The 15,281-nt window shown below is 46.6% G+C and carries 13 protein-coding genes; 6 read left to right on the top strand and 7 right to left on the bottom strand.

Annotation, left to right across the window (positions count from 1 at the left end):
• Nucleotides 1-517: 517 nt before the first annotated feature.
• Both SDE_RS11840 and SDE_RS11835 read right to left on the bottom strand, forming a co-directional pair.
• Nucleotides 518-1,165, bottom strand: a complete 648-nt coding sequence (locus SDE_RS11840) for a vWA domain-containing protein (protein WP_011468741.1) — start codon at nucleotides 1,163-1,165, stop codon at nucleotides 518-520.
• Between the two features lie 4 nt (nucleotides 1,166-1,169).
• Nucleotides 1,170-2,645, bottom strand: a complete 1,476-nt coding sequence (locus tag SDE_RS11835; RefSeq protein ID WP_011468740.1) for a hypothetical protein — start codon at nucleotides 2,643-2,645, stop codon at nucleotides 1,170-1,172.
• A gap of 656 nt (nucleotides 2,646-3,301) precedes the next feature.
• Between SDE_RS11835 and SDE_RS11830 the strand changes: the two genes are divergently transcribed.
• Nucleotides 3,302-5,800, top strand: coding sequence for a cadherin-like beta sandwich domain-containing protein (locus SDE_RS11830; protein WP_011468739.1), 2,499 nt, complete (start codon nucleotides 3,302-3,304; stop codon nucleotides 5,798-5,800).
• Here the strand turns inward: SDE_RS11830 and SDE_RS11825 are convergent.
• Together SDE_RS11825 and mobA are read right to left on the bottom strand one after the other, a co-directional pair.
• Nucleotides 5,766-6,665, bottom strand: a complete 900-nt coding sequence (locus tag SDE_RS11825; RefSeq protein ID WP_011468738.1) for a hypothetical protein — start codon at nucleotides 6,663-6,665, stop codon at nucleotides 5,766-5,768. The two genes, SDE_RS11830 and SDE_RS11825, sit on opposite strands and share 35 nt — an antisense overlap.
• A 45-nt stretch (nucleotides 6,666-6,710) precedes the next feature.
• Nucleotides 6,711-7,379 carry a molybdenum cofactor guanylyltransferase MobA gene (mobA, locus tag SDE_RS11820; protein WP_011468737.1) on the bottom strand — a complete coding sequence of 223 codons (669 nt, stop codon included), beginning with the start codon at nucleotides 7,377-7,379 and terminating at the stop codon, nucleotides 6,711-6,713.
• A gap of 95 nt (nucleotides 7,380-7,474) precedes the next feature.
• On the opposite strand from mobA, the gene pdxH reads away from it, so the two are divergent.
• Together pdxH and SDE_RS11810 are read left to right on the top strand one after the other, a co-directional pair.
• Nucleotides 7,475-8,110: a pyridoxamine 5'-phosphate oxidase gene (pdxH, locus tag SDE_RS11815; protein ID WP_041325702.1), complete on the top strand. Its 636-nt coding sequence runs from the start codon at nucleotides 7,475-7,477 to the stop codon at nucleotides 8,108-8,110.
• Nucleotides 8,111-8,137: 27 nt separating this feature from the next.
• On the top strand, nucleotides 8,138-9,595 hold the full coding sequence (locus SDE_RS11810) for an NAD-dependent succinate-semialdehyde dehydrogenase (RefSeq protein ID WP_011468735.1): 1,458 nt from the start codon (nucleotides 8,138-8,140) through the stop codon (nucleotides 9,593-9,595).
• Between the two features lie 101 nt (nucleotides 9,596-9,696).
• Here the strand turns inward: SDE_RS11810 and SDE_RS11805 are convergent, their stop codons facing one another.
• Nucleotides 9,697-10,533, bottom strand: a complete 837-nt coding sequence (locus tag SDE_RS11805) for an HDOD domain-containing protein (protein ID WP_011468734.1) — start codon at nucleotides 10,531-10,533, stop codon at nucleotides 9,697-9,699.
• Nucleotides 10,534-10,564: 31 nt separating this feature from the next.
• Nucleotides 10,565-11,533 carry a YgfZ/GcvT domain-containing protein gene (locus SDE_RS11800; protein WP_011468733.1) on the bottom strand — a complete coding sequence of 323 codons (969 nt, stop codon included), beginning with the start codon at nucleotides 11,531-11,533 and terminating at the stop codon, nucleotides 10,565-10,567.
• 224 nt (nucleotides 11,534-11,757) lie between these two features.
• Between SDE_RS11800 and SDE_RS11795 the strand changes: the two genes are divergently transcribed.
• Nucleotides 11,758-12,003 (top strand): succinate dehydrogenase assembly factor 2, encoded by a 246-nt coding sequence (locus tag SDE_RS11795; protein ID WP_011468732.1) that lies wholly within the window; start codon nucleotides 11,758-11,760, stop codon nucleotides 12,001-12,003.
• A gap of 48 nt (nucleotides 12,004-12,051) precedes the next feature.
• Nucleotides 12,052-12,555 (top strand): hypothetical protein, encoded by a 504-nt coding sequence (locus SDE_RS11790; RefSeq protein ID WP_011468731.1) that lies wholly within the window; start codon nucleotides 12,052-12,054, stop codon nucleotides 12,553-12,555.
• A 21-nt stretch (nucleotides 12,556-12,576) separates the two neighbouring features.
• On the opposite strand, the gene nadB is transcribed toward SDE_RS11790, so the two are convergent.
• Complete coding sequence (nadB, locus tag SDE_RS11785; RefSeq protein WP_011468730.1) at nucleotides 12,577-14,244, bottom strand: L-aspartate oxidase; 1,668 nt, start codon at nucleotides 14,242-14,244, stop codon at nucleotides 12,577-12,579.
• Between the two features lie 435 nt (nucleotides 14,245-14,679).
• Between nadB and rpoE the strand changes: the two genes are divergently transcribed.
• On the top strand, nucleotides 14,680-15,261 hold the full coding sequence (gene rpoE / locus SDE_RS11780) for an RNA polymerase sigma factor RpoE (RefSeq protein WP_011468729.1): 582 nt from the start codon (nucleotides 14,680-14,682) through the stop codon (nucleotides 15,259-15,261).
• The last annotated feature ends 20 nt before the right edge of the window (nucleotides 15,262-15,281 follow it).

Genomic DNA, 15,281 nt, shown 5'->3' with positions numbered 1-15,281 from the left:
AAAGTTTTTATTTCGCTGCGCAGCGAGACACGATTAGTGTTGCTATGGGTATCGCAAAAGGCTTGCCAGTTTTTGAAAATAAGTAATAAATAAAATAAAACCCATATAAATCAGGTGGTTGCAGCGGTATTTGGCGCCTTGCTGGGGTGGAGTGGAAAAATGCGCCGTGCACTCATCTAGGGAGTGATGAGCTAAAGTGGGGTGTAATAGGATGCAAATTTGATCCATTTTGGTGTATAGCTTTGGTGCACTATTAATATCATTTGGTGCACCAAAAAATTACTTCGCGTGTTTTTGTTTTATTATTGAAATTTGTATGCGCCTATTTAACCCCCATAAATATTTAAAAGCGTTTTATTGGTGCGCGTAGTTGAGCGGCTTTGGTTTTATTAAGTTGGTGGACGGGGGCGATAAGTAGGTGATGGGAAAGCAATCGGCAGCGGATGGGAGGATGACAGGAACAGGGCAACGGCAGGTAGGGTAAGCCTGCCGCTAGGAGAGTTAATTAAAGGGTGAGTTATAGTGATATGGCTTCAGGTTTGTCTAAGTCGTTCACTACAGCCCAATGACCGCCGCCACCGGCTATTTTATCGTTCCATGTGGCTAACCGGTCTAGATACTCCTGTGGGTTTTGGTTATCTGCACGCAGCTTAGTCACGTTGAGAGCAATTACGTTAAAGCCGTCCATTTGAATATCAAAATTGCGCACAAAGCCCTTGGGTAGCTCTTCTTTTAAATCGGAATAGATCATGATGGTTTTTTTACCTACATTGGCCTCATTTAAATATTCCACCGCTTGCAATAAGCCGCCAGAAATATCGGTGTAGGCGCTGCTAGTAATGGTGTTTACAAATGTCTCTATGTTTTTGGCAAACTCACGTTTTTGTTTGGTGGCCATAGAAGGGCGCCCATCTACGACTATTTTAGCTACTATGTCTTTTTCGCTAAAACTTCCGCTGTCTATTCTTGCTACTGCAAAGGTGTCGCCGGGTTCTAAGTCTGCCAAAATGATGTTAATTAATTGGCGAGCCTTTTGAAGCTCTTGCGTATAGGTGCCCGATGTATCCAATAGCAGGTAAACTCCTTTGCTATAGTTTTGGGGCGTTTCTTGGCTACAGCCTAACAAGCTAAGGCAAAATAACAGGGGGATTAATAGCGTTTTCATGGTGTTACTCCTTTGCGCTTAGTGGATTGGCTGGTGTTGTATCGTGCGTGTGCCATTCGGCATCCGTGTTTTGTTTGGGAGAGAAATGCATTTTTTTAATGTTGGCTTCTATCCATATAGGTAGTGCTATAACGAGGTCGTAAAGCGCAGTAATCAGTTTGCTTATTTGCATGCTTATTCCTGCAAGCATACGTATAACCGTAGCCAGCGAGCGTAAACCCCACTCTAAAAGCGAACCAAACACACTGCGCCCAGTTTGTAATAAGTACTCCAGCGGGATTGCAGCCATGGTGAGCGCCAAGGGTAATATAAAGCCCAATATCATATTTGCGCCGAGGGGTATCCAACTGTTTATACCTTCTTGTGCGGCTAAGGTTTCTCCTCCAGCTAGCGAAGCGCGTAACGAGGCCATATCGCCCGCTATTTGATCTCGCATAAATGCCAGCGCCGCCTCGGTACCCGCAAGAATAATTAGTGTGGCGGCGGCGCCAGCCATAATGAGTCGGCGCATGCGGTTGTCCATCGACCCAATAAGGGGAAAGAGGCGAGTTATGCGCAGGCTTTCTAATAGAAAGATACCGGCTGTTACTTCAAGGCAAATAATCACCAATGCTGCTATGTCGGCTACGCGTATACCCGCTACACGGTGAAGCGAACCCACCATTTCTGACATGGGCAAGGCTATAAGGTGAAAGTTAAAAAACGCACCGCCAATTGCGATAGCGGTTACCAGTGCGGCAATGGCAAATTGGCATAGTGCCGAGTTGAATAAAGCGCGTTCGGCAGCGGGGGTGGCATCCACTATGGCGTTAAAGCGTTGCATGTGTGAATCGATTCGTTCACTTCTGCGTACAATTTCTTTGAGGCTCGCCCCAGTGCTATCTACGCTGCCCACTAGCTTGCGCCAAGATGCTGTCATGCCACGTAAAATTTTGTGGCGTTCAGTAGAGAGTTCTCTTACCTGCTTTAAGTTTTCCTTATGCTGGAGCTCGGCGGCATTGTGTATTTGTTCCAAAATGGATGTGTTGATGTTAGTGGTGGTGCCCTGTTTACGTAATTTTGCAACGGCCTCTACGGCTTCTACCCACTCTGGTAGGGGGGCAGCCACCTGTCCGCTGCGTTCGTAGTCGTCTTGTATTAACGTGATTTGCTGTTGAATTTGATTTTGTATGTGCGGGTACCCGCCAAGATCGCGCTGCACAAAACTGGATATTTCAGCAAACTCTTTGGCTAGGTCGTGCTCCACTTGCAGCCGACCATGGTGTAACAAAACATCGCGGTTGCGGGAACGTAATTGATTGGCTGCTTGTCGAAGACTTGTTGCCGCCAGCCTAAGTGAGCGGTACACAGCCCGAAAAAGGCTGTTAATAGCAGCGTGGGCGCTTTCGCGTGCGAGAAAAAGTACAACAATAGCGCCTATCACCACAATGAATAAGGTGAGTGGTGAGAGGGAGCTAACTAAGTTGGCGAAGCTGTTCATATTTATCACCCTAAGTGTAAAAGTTTGTAGTAAAGCGACGCCTTGGTTATTGCCGGTTGATGCTGTTAGCTGATACTTGTCGTAGGCGTCTTTTAGTTACGCAGCGGGCTAATACTTAGCCGTGAATTGCGTTACGTGTAATTACTGTATCAATGCGGGGGTAGGGACGGGCGACGTGGATCACGCTTTAGCGGTGATCAATAGTGCCCAATTGTGGCGAAATGTGGCAGCTGTAAGTTATTGAATTTAATAAAGAAAAAGACTGGTGTCTGGATTACAGCTAGCGCTTTACGTTGGTGTTACTCTGTGTGGTTGTATGCGTTTATAGTGTATTGGTAGAGGAAGTGCTCTGTAGTGCTAATACTGCCTATTCAGACGCTGGGCATTCAGAGGGTGTTTGTAATGCTGCACGCAGTTTACCGTTACCATAGATGTTGGCTAAAAATGGCGTTTTAACGTGTACTTTTGCCCGTGTATGGCGGCCTATAACGAGGGCTTTTCCCTTTACTACACCCGCGAATGCTAGTACCTTGGTCGCCCGATGGCGGGGGCTGAAAATGGCTCTGGAAGTGGTCAAAAAATGCTCTGCTGTGGCTAAGGCTTGTTGGCCTTAACCTGCAATTAATCGTGAATCTTACGTTAGGTATAAAAATATAATGTCCCGAATAAAGTCAATTCAAGGCAGGAGCCTTGTTCTTATCTGTCTAGCCTTATTATCTGCATGTATTTTAAGTGCTTGTGGTGGTGGCAGTAATGCAACTGGCGAAACAACAGTGCCAGATTTGAAGCTAACGGCTTTAACTATAGAAGGGCACGATATTGCTTTTGAGTCGGATAAACGCGCAGGTTACACGGTAAACGTAGATCAACCAGTAGAAACCGCAGTGTTCACCGCTACAGCCCAAGAGGGTGCTACCTTAACCTATACATTGCGATCGGTAGCGAATCCTACTGGCACTTTTGCCGGTACCGAACTTGTTTCGGGCGAGGCCACTACAATTAATTTAGATGAGGGCGACAATGTCCTCTCCATTCGTGTTCGTTCTAGTGAGACGACCGTTGCGGTAACTTACACTGTTACTTTTCACCGCGTGAGTAGCGAAGCGAAGCTAAATGGTATTGTTTTTTATAATAAGTTCGATGCCTCTCTCTCTACTACTAGTTTTATACAGCCCTATACCCCTACCTTTAATAGTGCCACTAAAGAATATACTGCGAGTGTTAATTCAACTGCGTGTTCGTTGCGTACTCGATTACTTACCAATCAGCGTCTTTCTACTGCCACTATTAATGGCGAAGCTATTGGACATTTAGAATCGCGTGACTTTGCTATTGTAGAAGGCGATAACACTGTAGAAATTGCAGTTACTTCCGAAGATGGCGCCAACACAGAGAACTACAGCTTTACCTTTACTCGGGCAACAATGAGTGACGAAACAAGGGCTGCTAACGCGCGCTTAATCGACCTGCAGCTATCTGACTCAACCATCAATTTTGAGTGTGGCACTTTTTCCTATGGGGCTGTGGTGAGCTATGACAATCAAGTTGTTACGCTTACTGCAGTGCCAGAAATAGATGGCATTACCATGACGTTAGCCAAGGTGGCCGAAGATGGCACTACCCCAGATGGCGATGATCAGCCACTTAATAGCCCAATTGAGTTGACCCTAGAAGAGGGGATTAATAGCTACGTTTTAGAAACAACGTCGACCGACGGTACCGAAACAGTTGAGTACAACCTAAGTATTAATCGTATTAGCCGTAATATAGTGAATGTAAGTACTGCTGAAGAGTTACAAGAAGCATTAAAAAATGCAGCTCCGCGCGATGAGATTCGCGTGGCGGCTGGCACATACACCGGTGTGGTGTCTGAGGCGGCCAGCGGTAACTTAAGCGCACATTTCTATTCTGCTCAATCGGGCACAGCAGACAATCTTATCCGCTTGGTAGGGCAAGGTTCAGGCTCTATTTTGTCGGGGGCAGATACTGCGTTAAACAGTGTGCTACAGCTCGAAGGCGATTATTGGTTTGTATCTAACATTGCTATCACTAACGCCCAGACCGGTATTGTTTTGGATGCAGCTTCCAATAACGAGCTGTTTGGTTTGGATGTTAAAGCCATTGGCGGGCAGGGCGTAGTGTTGCGCAATGGTAGCTCCAATAACTTTATTCAGAGTTCGCGTTTTGCTACTACTGGCGGTGAAGCCATTGTGGTTGGCTCGGATAGCGAGCAGTGGCTGTCGGCACCTGGTGGTGCGGGTGTGTATAGCGAAGCGGATTTAAACAATACTATTCGCAGCAACACCTTTTCTTCTACTGTTGCGGCTGAATCTGTAGAAGTGAACGAAGGTGCTGAAGGCACGTTGATTGAATATAACTTCTTTAATTCGGGCAGTTTGAGTGGTGAAGCCAGTGCCGATAGCTTGGTGCTTGTGCAAGGTAACGACTCAGTTGTGCGGTTTAATACCTTCACCCATACCGCAGATGCCAACTTGGCATCAGTAATAGAAGTGCAGGATGCAAGCGCCGATTGGCATACCGACAGCTGGGGTGTGAATACTAAGGTAAACGATAATATTCTGTTGCTAAATGGTTTGGATGTTCCTGCAGTAACTGCAGGTGCAGAAATTACAGTATTTGTTGCAAACAACACTCGCGACGGTGAATTACCCGTGGCTTATGTAGGTGATGCAATCAATACCTCAAGCCTTGCAAGCCCAGTATTTGAAATTCGCACTGCAGATGTGGCAGACCAGTGTTTAGGTTTCGAAGAGTTCGAAACCGTTCAGTACGTGAAAATACTTGCCTGCGATAGCAGTGCCACCCAGCGTTGGAACTTTGTAAGGGATGCTGAAGGGTTTGTGCGTATTCAAAACGTGGGCATGCCCGAGTTGTTTGCTCGACCTGTGAGGGGCTTTACTAGCCGTTGCAGCACAGCTGTGGATAGCTTTGTGTATGGTGGTGTGACTACTGAAGGCTTTTTACAGCGTTGGTTGCCAAGTTTCCGCGCGAATAACCTTTACTTGCTAAACAAAGAGAATACTGGTTTTGCTATTACCTCTGGCACAGTCAGCTTAGAGGTAGACTCTTATGTGGTGGCTTGCCCAGCTATCTTTACAACTAATCAGCGTTTGACTTTGGTTGAGGTAGAGTAAATACCCAGGTGTGTGCGATGTTATCGCACACAATTACACTATTGCTTACCAGCATGCATTGCTCAATCGATTGTGGCCGTGTGTGCTGGTAGCTCGCCTGAATAGGGCGGCTTCTTTTTTCTTGCTTTAAAATCTCATACATTTTTTGCATTCTGTTGGCAAAATTACCACCGTGTTGAACAACCTCTTCGTATTGGCTTACAAATTTGGTGTAAGACATTACCGCCTCTGCTAAACCCAGCTCTAATATTTTATTTACGTACACCGGGTAGCATCTTGCTAAGTAATCCCGCTCGCTCGCGTGAAATTTACTATTGTATGCAGGGAGCGTGAGTTGATTACTCGCTTTTAGTGCAGCTGGTGCCAGCTTGCTGTTAGGCAAATTGTATTGCAGCGTGAAAGTGGCGTAGCTGCACTGTATTTGTGTAGGCTTTAAGCTGCAGTTAGCAAGGCTGGAGTTGCTTGAGGTAGCGGTACGCGTAGTTTGCGTAGCTAATGGGTTAGACTGCGCAGATGTATTTACTTGATTGTCGGCGGCCTTATTGTCAGTTTTCCTGTCGGCCAATGGAGCGGTATTTGTTTTCGGTTTGAGTGAGCTTTTGGGTGGCAGCGTAATACCTGCTTTTCTTGCTGGCCCTTTTAATAGCAACCACTGCACATCGTCTGAATTTTTTCTAAATTGATTGAAATCTGGCAGGGTGCTTACCCTGTTTTTAGATTTAAGCGTGCAATAAATTTCTTCTAGTTCTGTTTTGTCCTTTACTTCACAAGCCATGGCAGTACAGCTAAAAGCAACGCCGCAGCCAGCGCCAAGCAAGTAAAGCGCAGGGTGCAGGGCGTGTTTGAATATTGCGCGATGCTTCATTTGTTTGCCTTTTGTTATTGTGGTGGAATTACTGTTATTGCTTGCTTAGCTCACGTCTATTATTGATTGGGCCAAGGTGTAATCTTCGGGGGTGTTTATATTGAAAAAGGGATCGTACTCTATGCCATTTACACGCTGGGCTGCGAAATCCACTGTTTCATATTCGGCTTGCTTAAGAAAAAACCTTACCGCTCTTTCTCCGCGTTGCAAAAATGCCTCTAATTGCGGGTATACACTTAAGGGCCAATAGGCTGTCATATAGTGTGTTTGGCCAAGGCTGCTCGCGCAAACAACTTTATGGGGTTGTTTATTGGCAATAGTGCCCAACCTATTAATTAAGTCCTCTGGTAAAAAAGGGCAATCGCTTGGCACAGTAACTAACCCTGTTGGTATTTGCGCACCGGCTTGCTGCTGTTTAGCAAGGGTGCTTAACGCCGATGCTAAGCCGGCGAGAGGGCCGCAGTGGGAATATTTAGCCGAATCGCTAATCAGCCGTGCCTGCCATTGCTCGCTTAGCAGGCAAAGCTCTTCGCTGTGGTTATTACTGTTAATAATGATGCCGCCGGCCTGAGGAGATAGTCGTTTTATATTGCGCTCTAAAATGGTGGTATTGCCCAGTTTAAGCAAACATTTAGTTGTACCGCCCATACGCCTGCCTTCACCGCCTGCAATAATGGCTAGGATTGGCTGGTGGGGCACTGGATTATCTGGCATGGCTTAACCTTAATTACGCATTGCAATGGCTGTGCGATAATGCACCGAAATATTGTAATTATACTACCCCTTTACATCGATGGAGATGCACCTTGATATCACTAGAAGACATTCGTCGCGATTATTTGTTAGGCGGATTGGACCTAGACCAGCTGGATGCGAGCCCAATAGCTCAATTTGAGACTTGGATGGCGCAGGCTATAGAGAGCCAAATACCAGACCCGACAGCTATGGTGTTAGCCACGGCTAATAAAGACGGGTTTCCATCACAGCGTATTGTGTTACTTAAAAAGTTAGACGAACAAGGTTTTGTTTTTTTTACTAATTACGGCAGTCGTAAGGCGCAAGAAATTGCGGAGCAGTCGCACGTGAGTTTGCATTTTCCGTGGCACATGATGGAGCGGCAGGTGAGTGTTGGCGGTGTGGCAAGTAAAATATCCTATGCGGAAACGCTAAAATATTTTGTAAGTCGACCCAAAGATAGCCAAATTGCCGCGTGGGCCTCTGCACAGAGCAAGCCTATTAGCTCGCGCCAATTACTCTTACAGCAATTTAATGCCATTAAAACCAAGTTCGCCAACGGCGAAGTGCCGCTGCCCGATTTTTGGGGTGGTTATCGCGTTGTGCCACAGCGAATGGAATTTTGGCAAGGCGGCGGCGCGCGTTTGCACGATCGCTTTGTGTATGAGCGAGAAGGCAATAGCTGGGCGATTAACCGCTTAGCGCCTTAAATTTTTAGTTTTCTGCAAGGAGCAGCTATGAGCCTCACTTTGACTAACTCAAAGCTTCAGCGACAAGGCAGCGTAATTGATGGTGCTTGGTTGCAGTCTAGCGATGAATTCGTTGTAGAAAACCCCGCAACTGGGCAGGTTGTAGCAACTGTTGCAAATGCAGGTGCAGCAGAGGCCGAAGCGGCGGTGCTAGCGGCCGAACGCGCGGGTGTGCAGTGGCGAGAGTTTAGCGCCAAAAAACGCAGCACCTTATTAAAGGCGTGGTATGAACTAGTGGTAAGCAATGCAAATGATTTAGCTGTACTGCTTACCACCGAGCAAGGTAAGCCCTTAGCGGAGGCAAAAGCTGAAATTTTATACGGTGCAAGCTATATAGAGTGGTTTGCCGAGCAAGCGAAACGTATAGAGGGTGCAGTAATTCCCGCGCCGGCGAGCAATCAGCGCATAGTAACCGTAAAGCAGCCGGTGGGGGTTGTGGCAGCAATTACACCGTGGAATTTCCCTATGGCTATGCTTGCCAGAAAAATTGCCCCAGCGCTTGCAGCCGGCTGCACTGTCGTTGCAAAGCCCGCAAAAGAAACGCCCTTATCTGCACTGGCGATGGCTTATTTGGCGCAAGAGGCGGGGATACCGCCGGGTGTAATCAACCTAGTTACAGGGCAAGACTCTTCTGCAATAGGTGGGGTATTTACTCAGCACCCATCAGTTAAAAAATTAACCTTCACTGGCTCTACTGCAGTAGGTAAAACATTGTTGGAGCAATCTGCAGCCACAATTAAAAAATGCTCCATGGAGCTGGGCGGCAATGCGCCGTTTATTGTGTTTGACGATGCAGATATAGACGCGGCAGTAGCGGGGTGTATTGCGGCAAAATTTAGGAATGCGGGCCAAACCTGCGTATGTGTAAACCGCATATTTGTGCACGACAAAGTTAAAGCGGCTTTCACCAAAAAGCTAGTTGAAGCAGTTGCTAAATTAAAAGTAGGTGACGGTATAGAAGAGGGCGTTGCTATTGGCCCGCTAATTAATGCTGCCGCATTTAAAAAAGTATCGGAGCTAGTTATAGATGCGTGTAATAAGGGGGCGAAAGCAATTGTGGCAGAAGGCCACACCCATCTTAACGGCGCATTGTTTTATCCGCCCACAGTGGTAACCGAAGCGACCACGCAAATGGATGTATTTAACGAAGAAATATTTGGACCTGTAGCGGTTGTATATAGCTTTAGTAGCGAAGAAGAAGCTATAGCTTTAGCAAACAACACCCCATTTGGTTTAGCAGGGTATTTTTACAGTAGAGATATAGGCCGAGTATGGCGTGTAGCAAGTGCGCTTGAGGTGGGTATGGTAGGTGTGAACGATACAGCCATATCCAACGAAATGGCACCATTTGGCGGCGTAAAAGAATCTGGTTTTGGGCGCGAAGGTTCGCAGATGGGGCTGGATGATTACCTAGAAACTAAATATATGTTGATGGGCGGTTTGTAGTAACGCTTATTTATAATAAAACTTAAAGGTTAGATTAAATCGCAAGGTGCAAATTGGATAGCACCTGAGTCGCTTTTGAGTAGCACCTTGCGATGTATAGTCTATTGCAGCATGGCCATTGCCGCTTCCATATCTGCGCTTAAATCCTCTGCCTCTGCAGATTCAATGTTGGGGTCTAAACCGAGTCGCTCGAAGGCTGTTACGGTTGTGTAGTCCACTTTAGCTAGGTTTTTATCGCTGCCAGCATAGCTTTGTAGCATGGCTACGGTTACCAAGTCGGCGTAGTCTGCTTGGGGTACCTGACGGCTAAAGTCTAAATGGTCGCGCGGAATAACCCTTAGCTCCGTTGGAAACTCCCACGCTTCGAGTATTTTAATACCCAAGTTCGGGTGAATGTCGGCAATTATCTTGTCTAGTGTCATGCTGTCGCGCAATAGCGCTGTGTGCTCTTCGGCAAACGACAGAATAGGTAATATACCTATTTGATGAACTAGGCCTGCGAGCGCGGCTTGGTCGGGCCTTAGCTTGGTGAAGTGTTTGCACAATACATGGCAAATACCTGCAATCTCACTCGAGCGCGACCATACCTCTCTTAAGCGTTTATCCACTAAGTCTGATGTGGCTTGGAACATTTGCTCCATGGCCAAGCCTGTAGCCAAGTTGCAGGTGTACTGCATACCCAGCCTGCTTAGTGCCATATTTAAATCTTCTATTTCTCGCGGTGCGCGAAATATGGGGCTATTGGCAACTTTAATTATGCGTGCTGTAAGTGCTGCGTCGTTAGAAATAACCGCGGTAAGCGTTTGGATGCTGGCATCTGGGTCGTCGGCAACTTCGCGTACTTTTAGTGCTATTTCTGGCAATGTGGGTAATACGAGGCGATCTTGGTCAATCGCCTTGATGATTTCTTGCTCAACTTTGGCGGTGAGCGCGTCCATAGGCTATGCCCCTTGCTTAACTGGTAATTATTTAATTCTCAGTTAAAGGTATAGCATATGGTAGCGCCAGCCATTGAAGTTTTTGTTGCGGGTTTGCCTCACAGTGCACATTTTTGCTATGTGCAGCGGTATCTAGCGTTAGGGCTAAAATTTGCGCTCCAGCATCAGTGGTTACACTTTGTACAACTTGCCCCACGTTTTTCCCTTCTTCGTTTATAAGCGCTGTGCCAGTGGCTGGGGCGCTAGTTGACGGCGCGAGTTGGGCGCGATACATGTGTTTTTTGAGGGTGGCTTTGTAGTGCATGCGCGCGACAATTTCTTGGCCGGTATAGCACCCTTTATTAAACGAGACGCCGCCAAGCAATTGTAAGTTGATTTCTTGGGGGATTAATTGCTCAGTCGAGTCGGCAGTTACTTCGGCAACGCCTTGAGCAATGTTGTAGGCCGTCCAATAGTGCGGTGCAGCTACTGGTAATTGTTCAAGTAATTGTTGTATGTTTTCGCGCGCTAGCCATAGCTCTTGCATACTGTTGGTATGGGCTAAACACGCACCTTGCTCTAACGCTGTGCTACAGCCCACTTCGGCTGTAGCATTAAAAAACGGTACTTCATTTGCCTGAGTATTAAACACTGCTACCGCAGCCAGTGATGAAGATATTTCGAGGCTAACCTTAGAAAATACCGCATACTTTTTAAGTGTGGCTAGTGCTTTTTCGGCATTGCTTTTATGGGTGCGTAAGCCAAAGTGCTCTGGCCCCAGTTTTGCGGCTGTAAAGCTGCTTACCATGCGCCCCTTAACGTTGCAGTGGGCGCCGAGCGAAAACTTACCGTTGGCAATGCTCTTAAAATCACACGTGCATTGGCCTTGAAGAAATTTTTCCGCATCTGGGCCTTTCACTTCTATTAGCACGTGGTCGAGGAGTGGAATGGCGCACTGCCAGCTTTTAGCAGAGGTTGGCGTGGTGGTTGCGGCAGTATTTAATTGGGTCCAATCAAACATTAAAGCGTTCCATGTTTATGGTTGAAAAAGCGGTATGTTGCATGGCATGTTTACCTATATGCGGCTATTTAGTCATAAATCAATGGGCGCTAGCAGCGTGTACTTCTTCTTTGGCTACTGGCGCGCGTAAGTTATACTGCGCCCAATATTGTTGGCTAAGGTTAATAGCGCTTAGCACTGGCTGCTATTTACTAAACTGTTATTTCGCTGTTTAAGAGTACAGAATGGATATTAACAAATTACGTTGGGCTTCACGCAGAGGCATGTTAGAGCTAGATTTAGTGTTAAACCCTTTTTTGGATAATGTTTATTCTACACTTGGGGCCGATGATCAGGCGCTATTTCACAAATTGCTTGAAGAGCAAGATCAAGATTTATTCCAATGGTTTATGCGTAAAAGCGAACCAGAAGCGCCAGACTTAAAACGAATTGTATCGATTATTCTAAATAATACGGGCTTGCAGGACTAATCAATCATAAGTTAGTTCGGTAAACCAATAGCATTATCAGGGACGATAATGAAAATATCAGTCTATTTTGACTTGCCCTTACGCCTCTCTCGCATCCTCCTTATTGCTTATTTGTTTTGCGGTTTAACCCTGCTTATTTTGTGGGTTTCTGTTGATTTACCCCTAACGCTCAGCTGCCTTGTGGGCGGTTTGTTCGCTTATAGCGTGTTTGTTGTATGTGTGCGCTTAAAGCGGTTATCACAAGTGCAGCAATTACGTTTAGACTTGACAGGTTTCTGGGTTTGGCGTGGCGCAGGTAAAGAGGGTGTCGATTCTCTTGAAATTGCTTATGTGTCGCGCTGGCTGGTTATTCTTAGTTGTACGCTTTCAAACACACGTTCTGGCTTAGGTAGCTTATGGGCAGAGAAGCTACATCTCATTGTATTACCCGATTCGATTGTTGCTAATAAAATGGCAGGCGAGTCACCATTGCGACCATTATTTGTAGCTATAACAACAGGGCGCTTGCAGAAGTGCATCGCCCAACCGAGTAAAAAAATTACTTCCAGTTGAGCGAATACTAGGGTTACCTGTTTATTGTGTAGGGGCGTGAACAATAATGTTTTGTGCCGCGTAGTTCATGGGTACGAGGATGGTATCTTGAGCGATGGGGGATAGTTCGGGGTAATCCAAGGAATAATGTAGTCCTCGGCTTTCTCTGCGTTGAATGGCTGAGCGAATAATCAGCTCGGCAGCGACGGCGAGGTTGCGCAGTTCGATTAAATCGTTACTTACTTTGTAGTTAGAGTAGTAATCGTTAATTTCTTTTTGCAAAAGCTTAATGCGATGAGTTGCGCGCTCTAAGCGTTTGTGGGTGCGAACAATGCCCACGTAATCCCACATAAAGCGGCGCAATTCATCCCAGTTGTGCGAAATCACAACGTCTTCATCGGAGTTGGTTACCCGCGATTCATCCCATTGTGGTGAAGCCTGCGGTGGGGCAATGTTATTTAAAGTGGCGAGTATCGATTCGGATGCAGAGCGGGCGTATACAATGCACTCTAGTAGCGAATTGCTCGCCATGCGATTAGCGCCGTGCAGGCCTGTGAATGAGGTTTCACCTATTGCGTAAAGGTTAAGTAAATCGGTTTGGCCTTTGTTGTTCACCACAACGCCACCGCAGGTATAGTGCGCGGCTGGTACAACAGGTATTGGCTCCTTGGTGATATCTATCCCAAATTCTAAGCACTTTTCTCGCACGGTAGGGAAGTGAGATTCGATAAACTCTGGTGTGCGATGGCTAATATCCAAATACAGGCAATCGCTACCTAGGCGTTTCATCTCATGGTCAATTGCGCGAGCTACGACATCCCTAGGTGCTAATTCGCCCAGCGAATGGAAGTTGTGCATAAACTGCGACCCGTCGGGCAATCTCAATTTAGCCCCTTCGCCGCGCAATGCTTCGGTAATAAGGAAGGTTTTGGCCTTGGGGTGGTAAAGGCAAGTGGGGTGGAACTGATTAAATTCCATATTGGCCACTCGGCAGCCTGCACGCCACGCCATGGCTATTCCGTCGCCGGTAGCGCTGTCTGGGTTACTGGTATAGAGGTACACCTTACTTGCACCACCTGTGGCCAAGACCACGGCTTTTGCATTAAACAGTTCCACTCGGTCTTGGTGGCGGTTAAATACATAGGCCCCCGTGCAGCGCAAGCGTTTGCTGTTTGGGTCTGGTTGTCGAATGAGGTCCAGTGCAATGTAGTTTTCAAATAGCTCCACACCTTTGGCAACCTGCGCAGACTCGAGCAGGGTAGTGTGCACGGCTTTACCTGTTGCATCAGCACTGTGAATGATTCGTCTGTGGCTGTGGCCACCCTCACGGGTTAGGTGGTAGTTTTCGGAATCTTCATTACGGGTAAAGTTAACGCCGAGGTTGATTAGCCATTCAATCGCGCTTTTGCTGTTTCTAACGGTAAAGTCTACGGCGTCTTCATGACAAAGGCCTGCGCCCGCAACGAGTGTGTCTTTAACATGAGATTCAACACTGTCGTTATTATCTAAAACTGCAGCAATACCGCCTTGTGCGTACCAGGTTGAGCCTGCACGCAGGTTGCCTTTACTGAGTACGGCAACTTTACAATGCCCAGCAAGATTGAGTGCAAGGGTTAAGCCTGCAGCACCGCTACCTATAACAAGTACATCGACATTGTGTGTTTGGGAGGGGTGGGCGAGCGTTTTGCGAGAGGGTTTGGCTTTTTTCACTTACGGTCCTGATACTTCATGTGGTTAGGGCGTTTGCCGGAATTATGAACAAATAATGATACTTATTAAAGTAATTCCTTATATCGCGTCGTAGGTACCCGCGCTAAGTTGTTGATTTTGCGGCGTCTGGAGCAAGTAATTGGGTATACTATACGCGCTTTTAGATTGAACTTTTTGCGCCATGCCGAGTCTTTTGTGTTACAAATAACAGAAAACGGGTACATTACTGCACTTTTTTAAGCAGCTAATTAAACTGCGCCCAGTGTGGCCATTAATGTAAAGGCACAATACGCCAAACTAACTTTTGCAATGAGTACTAATACAAATATCTCACAGCTATAGGGCATGGGCTGTGAGAATAGGGTAAAACGATATTGGGCTATTCGCCGTATCGCTATTGTCGCCATAAATTGGCGAATAATTGGGGAGTAGTAAATGACAGCGCAAACTGCGCAGGATTCAGATCATCAACTTGTGTTGCGTGTGCAGAAGGGCGATAAACGCGCTTTTGACATGCTTGTTATTAAATATCAGCACAAGATTTTATCGATTATTAGCCGTTACATTAAAGATAACGCTGAGATCCACGATGTTGCACAGGAAGCTTTTATTAAGGCTTATCGTGCTATTGGCAATTTCCGTGGCGATAGCGCGTTTTATACGTGGATCTACCGCATTGCTATTAATACAGCAAAAAACTATTTAGTATCTCGCGGGCGGAGGCCGCCATCGAGTGATGTAGATGTAGAAGATGCCGAGTTTTATTCGGGCAGCGACAGCCTTAAAGATGTGGATACTCCAGAAAACCATGCAATGCGCGATCAGCTGGAGACAGTAGTAAATAATGCTATCAAAGCTCTGCCAGAGGATTTGCGTACTGCAGTGACTCTGAGGGAGATGGAAGGGCTAAGTTACGAAGAAATTGCCGAAGTAATGAGTTGCCCTGTGGGTACGGTTCGGTCGCGTATTTTTCGCGCTCGGGAAGCCATTGATAAAGAAATTGCACCATTGCTGTGACGCTTGTATTGTGTCGCTGG

The organism is Saccharophagus degradans 2-40, from assembly GCF_000013665.1.
Lineage (GTDB): Bacteria > Pseudomonadota > Gammaproteobacteria > Pseudomonadales > Cellvibrionaceae > Saccharophagus > Saccharophagus degradans.
This window is presented reverse-complemented; position numbering and strand designations above follow the sequence as displayed.

Excerpts from the sequence above, each read along its gene's own strand:
- SDE_RS11830 (WP_011468739.1), top strand. The coding sequence starts at position 3,302 with ATGTCCCGAATAAAGTCAATTCAAGGCAGGAGCCTTGTTCTTATCTGT.
- SDE_RS11795 (WP_011468732.1), top strand. The coding sequence starts at position 11,758 with ATGGATATTAACAAATTACGTTGGGCTTCACGCAGAGGCATGTTAGAG.
- SDE_RS11825 (WP_011468738.1), bottom strand. The coding sequence starts at position 6,665 with ATGAAGCATCGCGCAATATTCAAACACGCCCTGCACCCTGCGCTTTAC.
- SDE_RS11835 (WP_011468740.1), bottom strand. The coding sequence starts at position 2,645 with ATGAACAGCTTCGCCAACTTAGTTAGCTCCCTCTCACCACTCACCTTA.
- SDE_RS11840 (WP_011468741.1), bottom strand. The coding sequence starts at position 1,165 with ATGAAAACGCTATTAATCCCCCTGTTATTTTGCCTTAGCTTGTTAGGC.
- SDE_RS11805 (WP_011468734.1), bottom strand. The coding sequence starts at position 10,533 with ATGGACGCGCTCACCGCCAAAGTTGAGCAAGAAATCATCAAGGCGATT.
- rpoE (WP_011468729.1), top strand. The coding sequence starts at position 14,680 with ATGACAGCGCAAACTGCGCAGGATTCAGATCATCAACTTGTGTTGCGT.
- SDE_RS11810 (WP_011468735.1), top strand. The coding sequence starts at position 8,138 with ATGAGCCTCACTTTGACTAACTCAAAGCTTCAGCGACAAGGCAGCGTA.
- SDE_RS11790 (WP_011468731.1), top strand. The coding sequence starts at position 12,052 with ATGAAAATATCAGTCTATTTTGACTTGCCCTTACGCCTCTCTCGCATC.
- SDE_RS11800 (WP_011468733.1), bottom strand. The coding sequence starts at position 11,533 with ATGTTTGATTGGACCCAATTAAATACTGCCGCAACCACCACGCCAACC.
- mobA (WP_011468737.1), bottom strand. The coding sequence starts at position 7,379 with ATGCCAGATAATCCAGTGCCCCACCAGCCAATCCTAGCCATTATTGCA.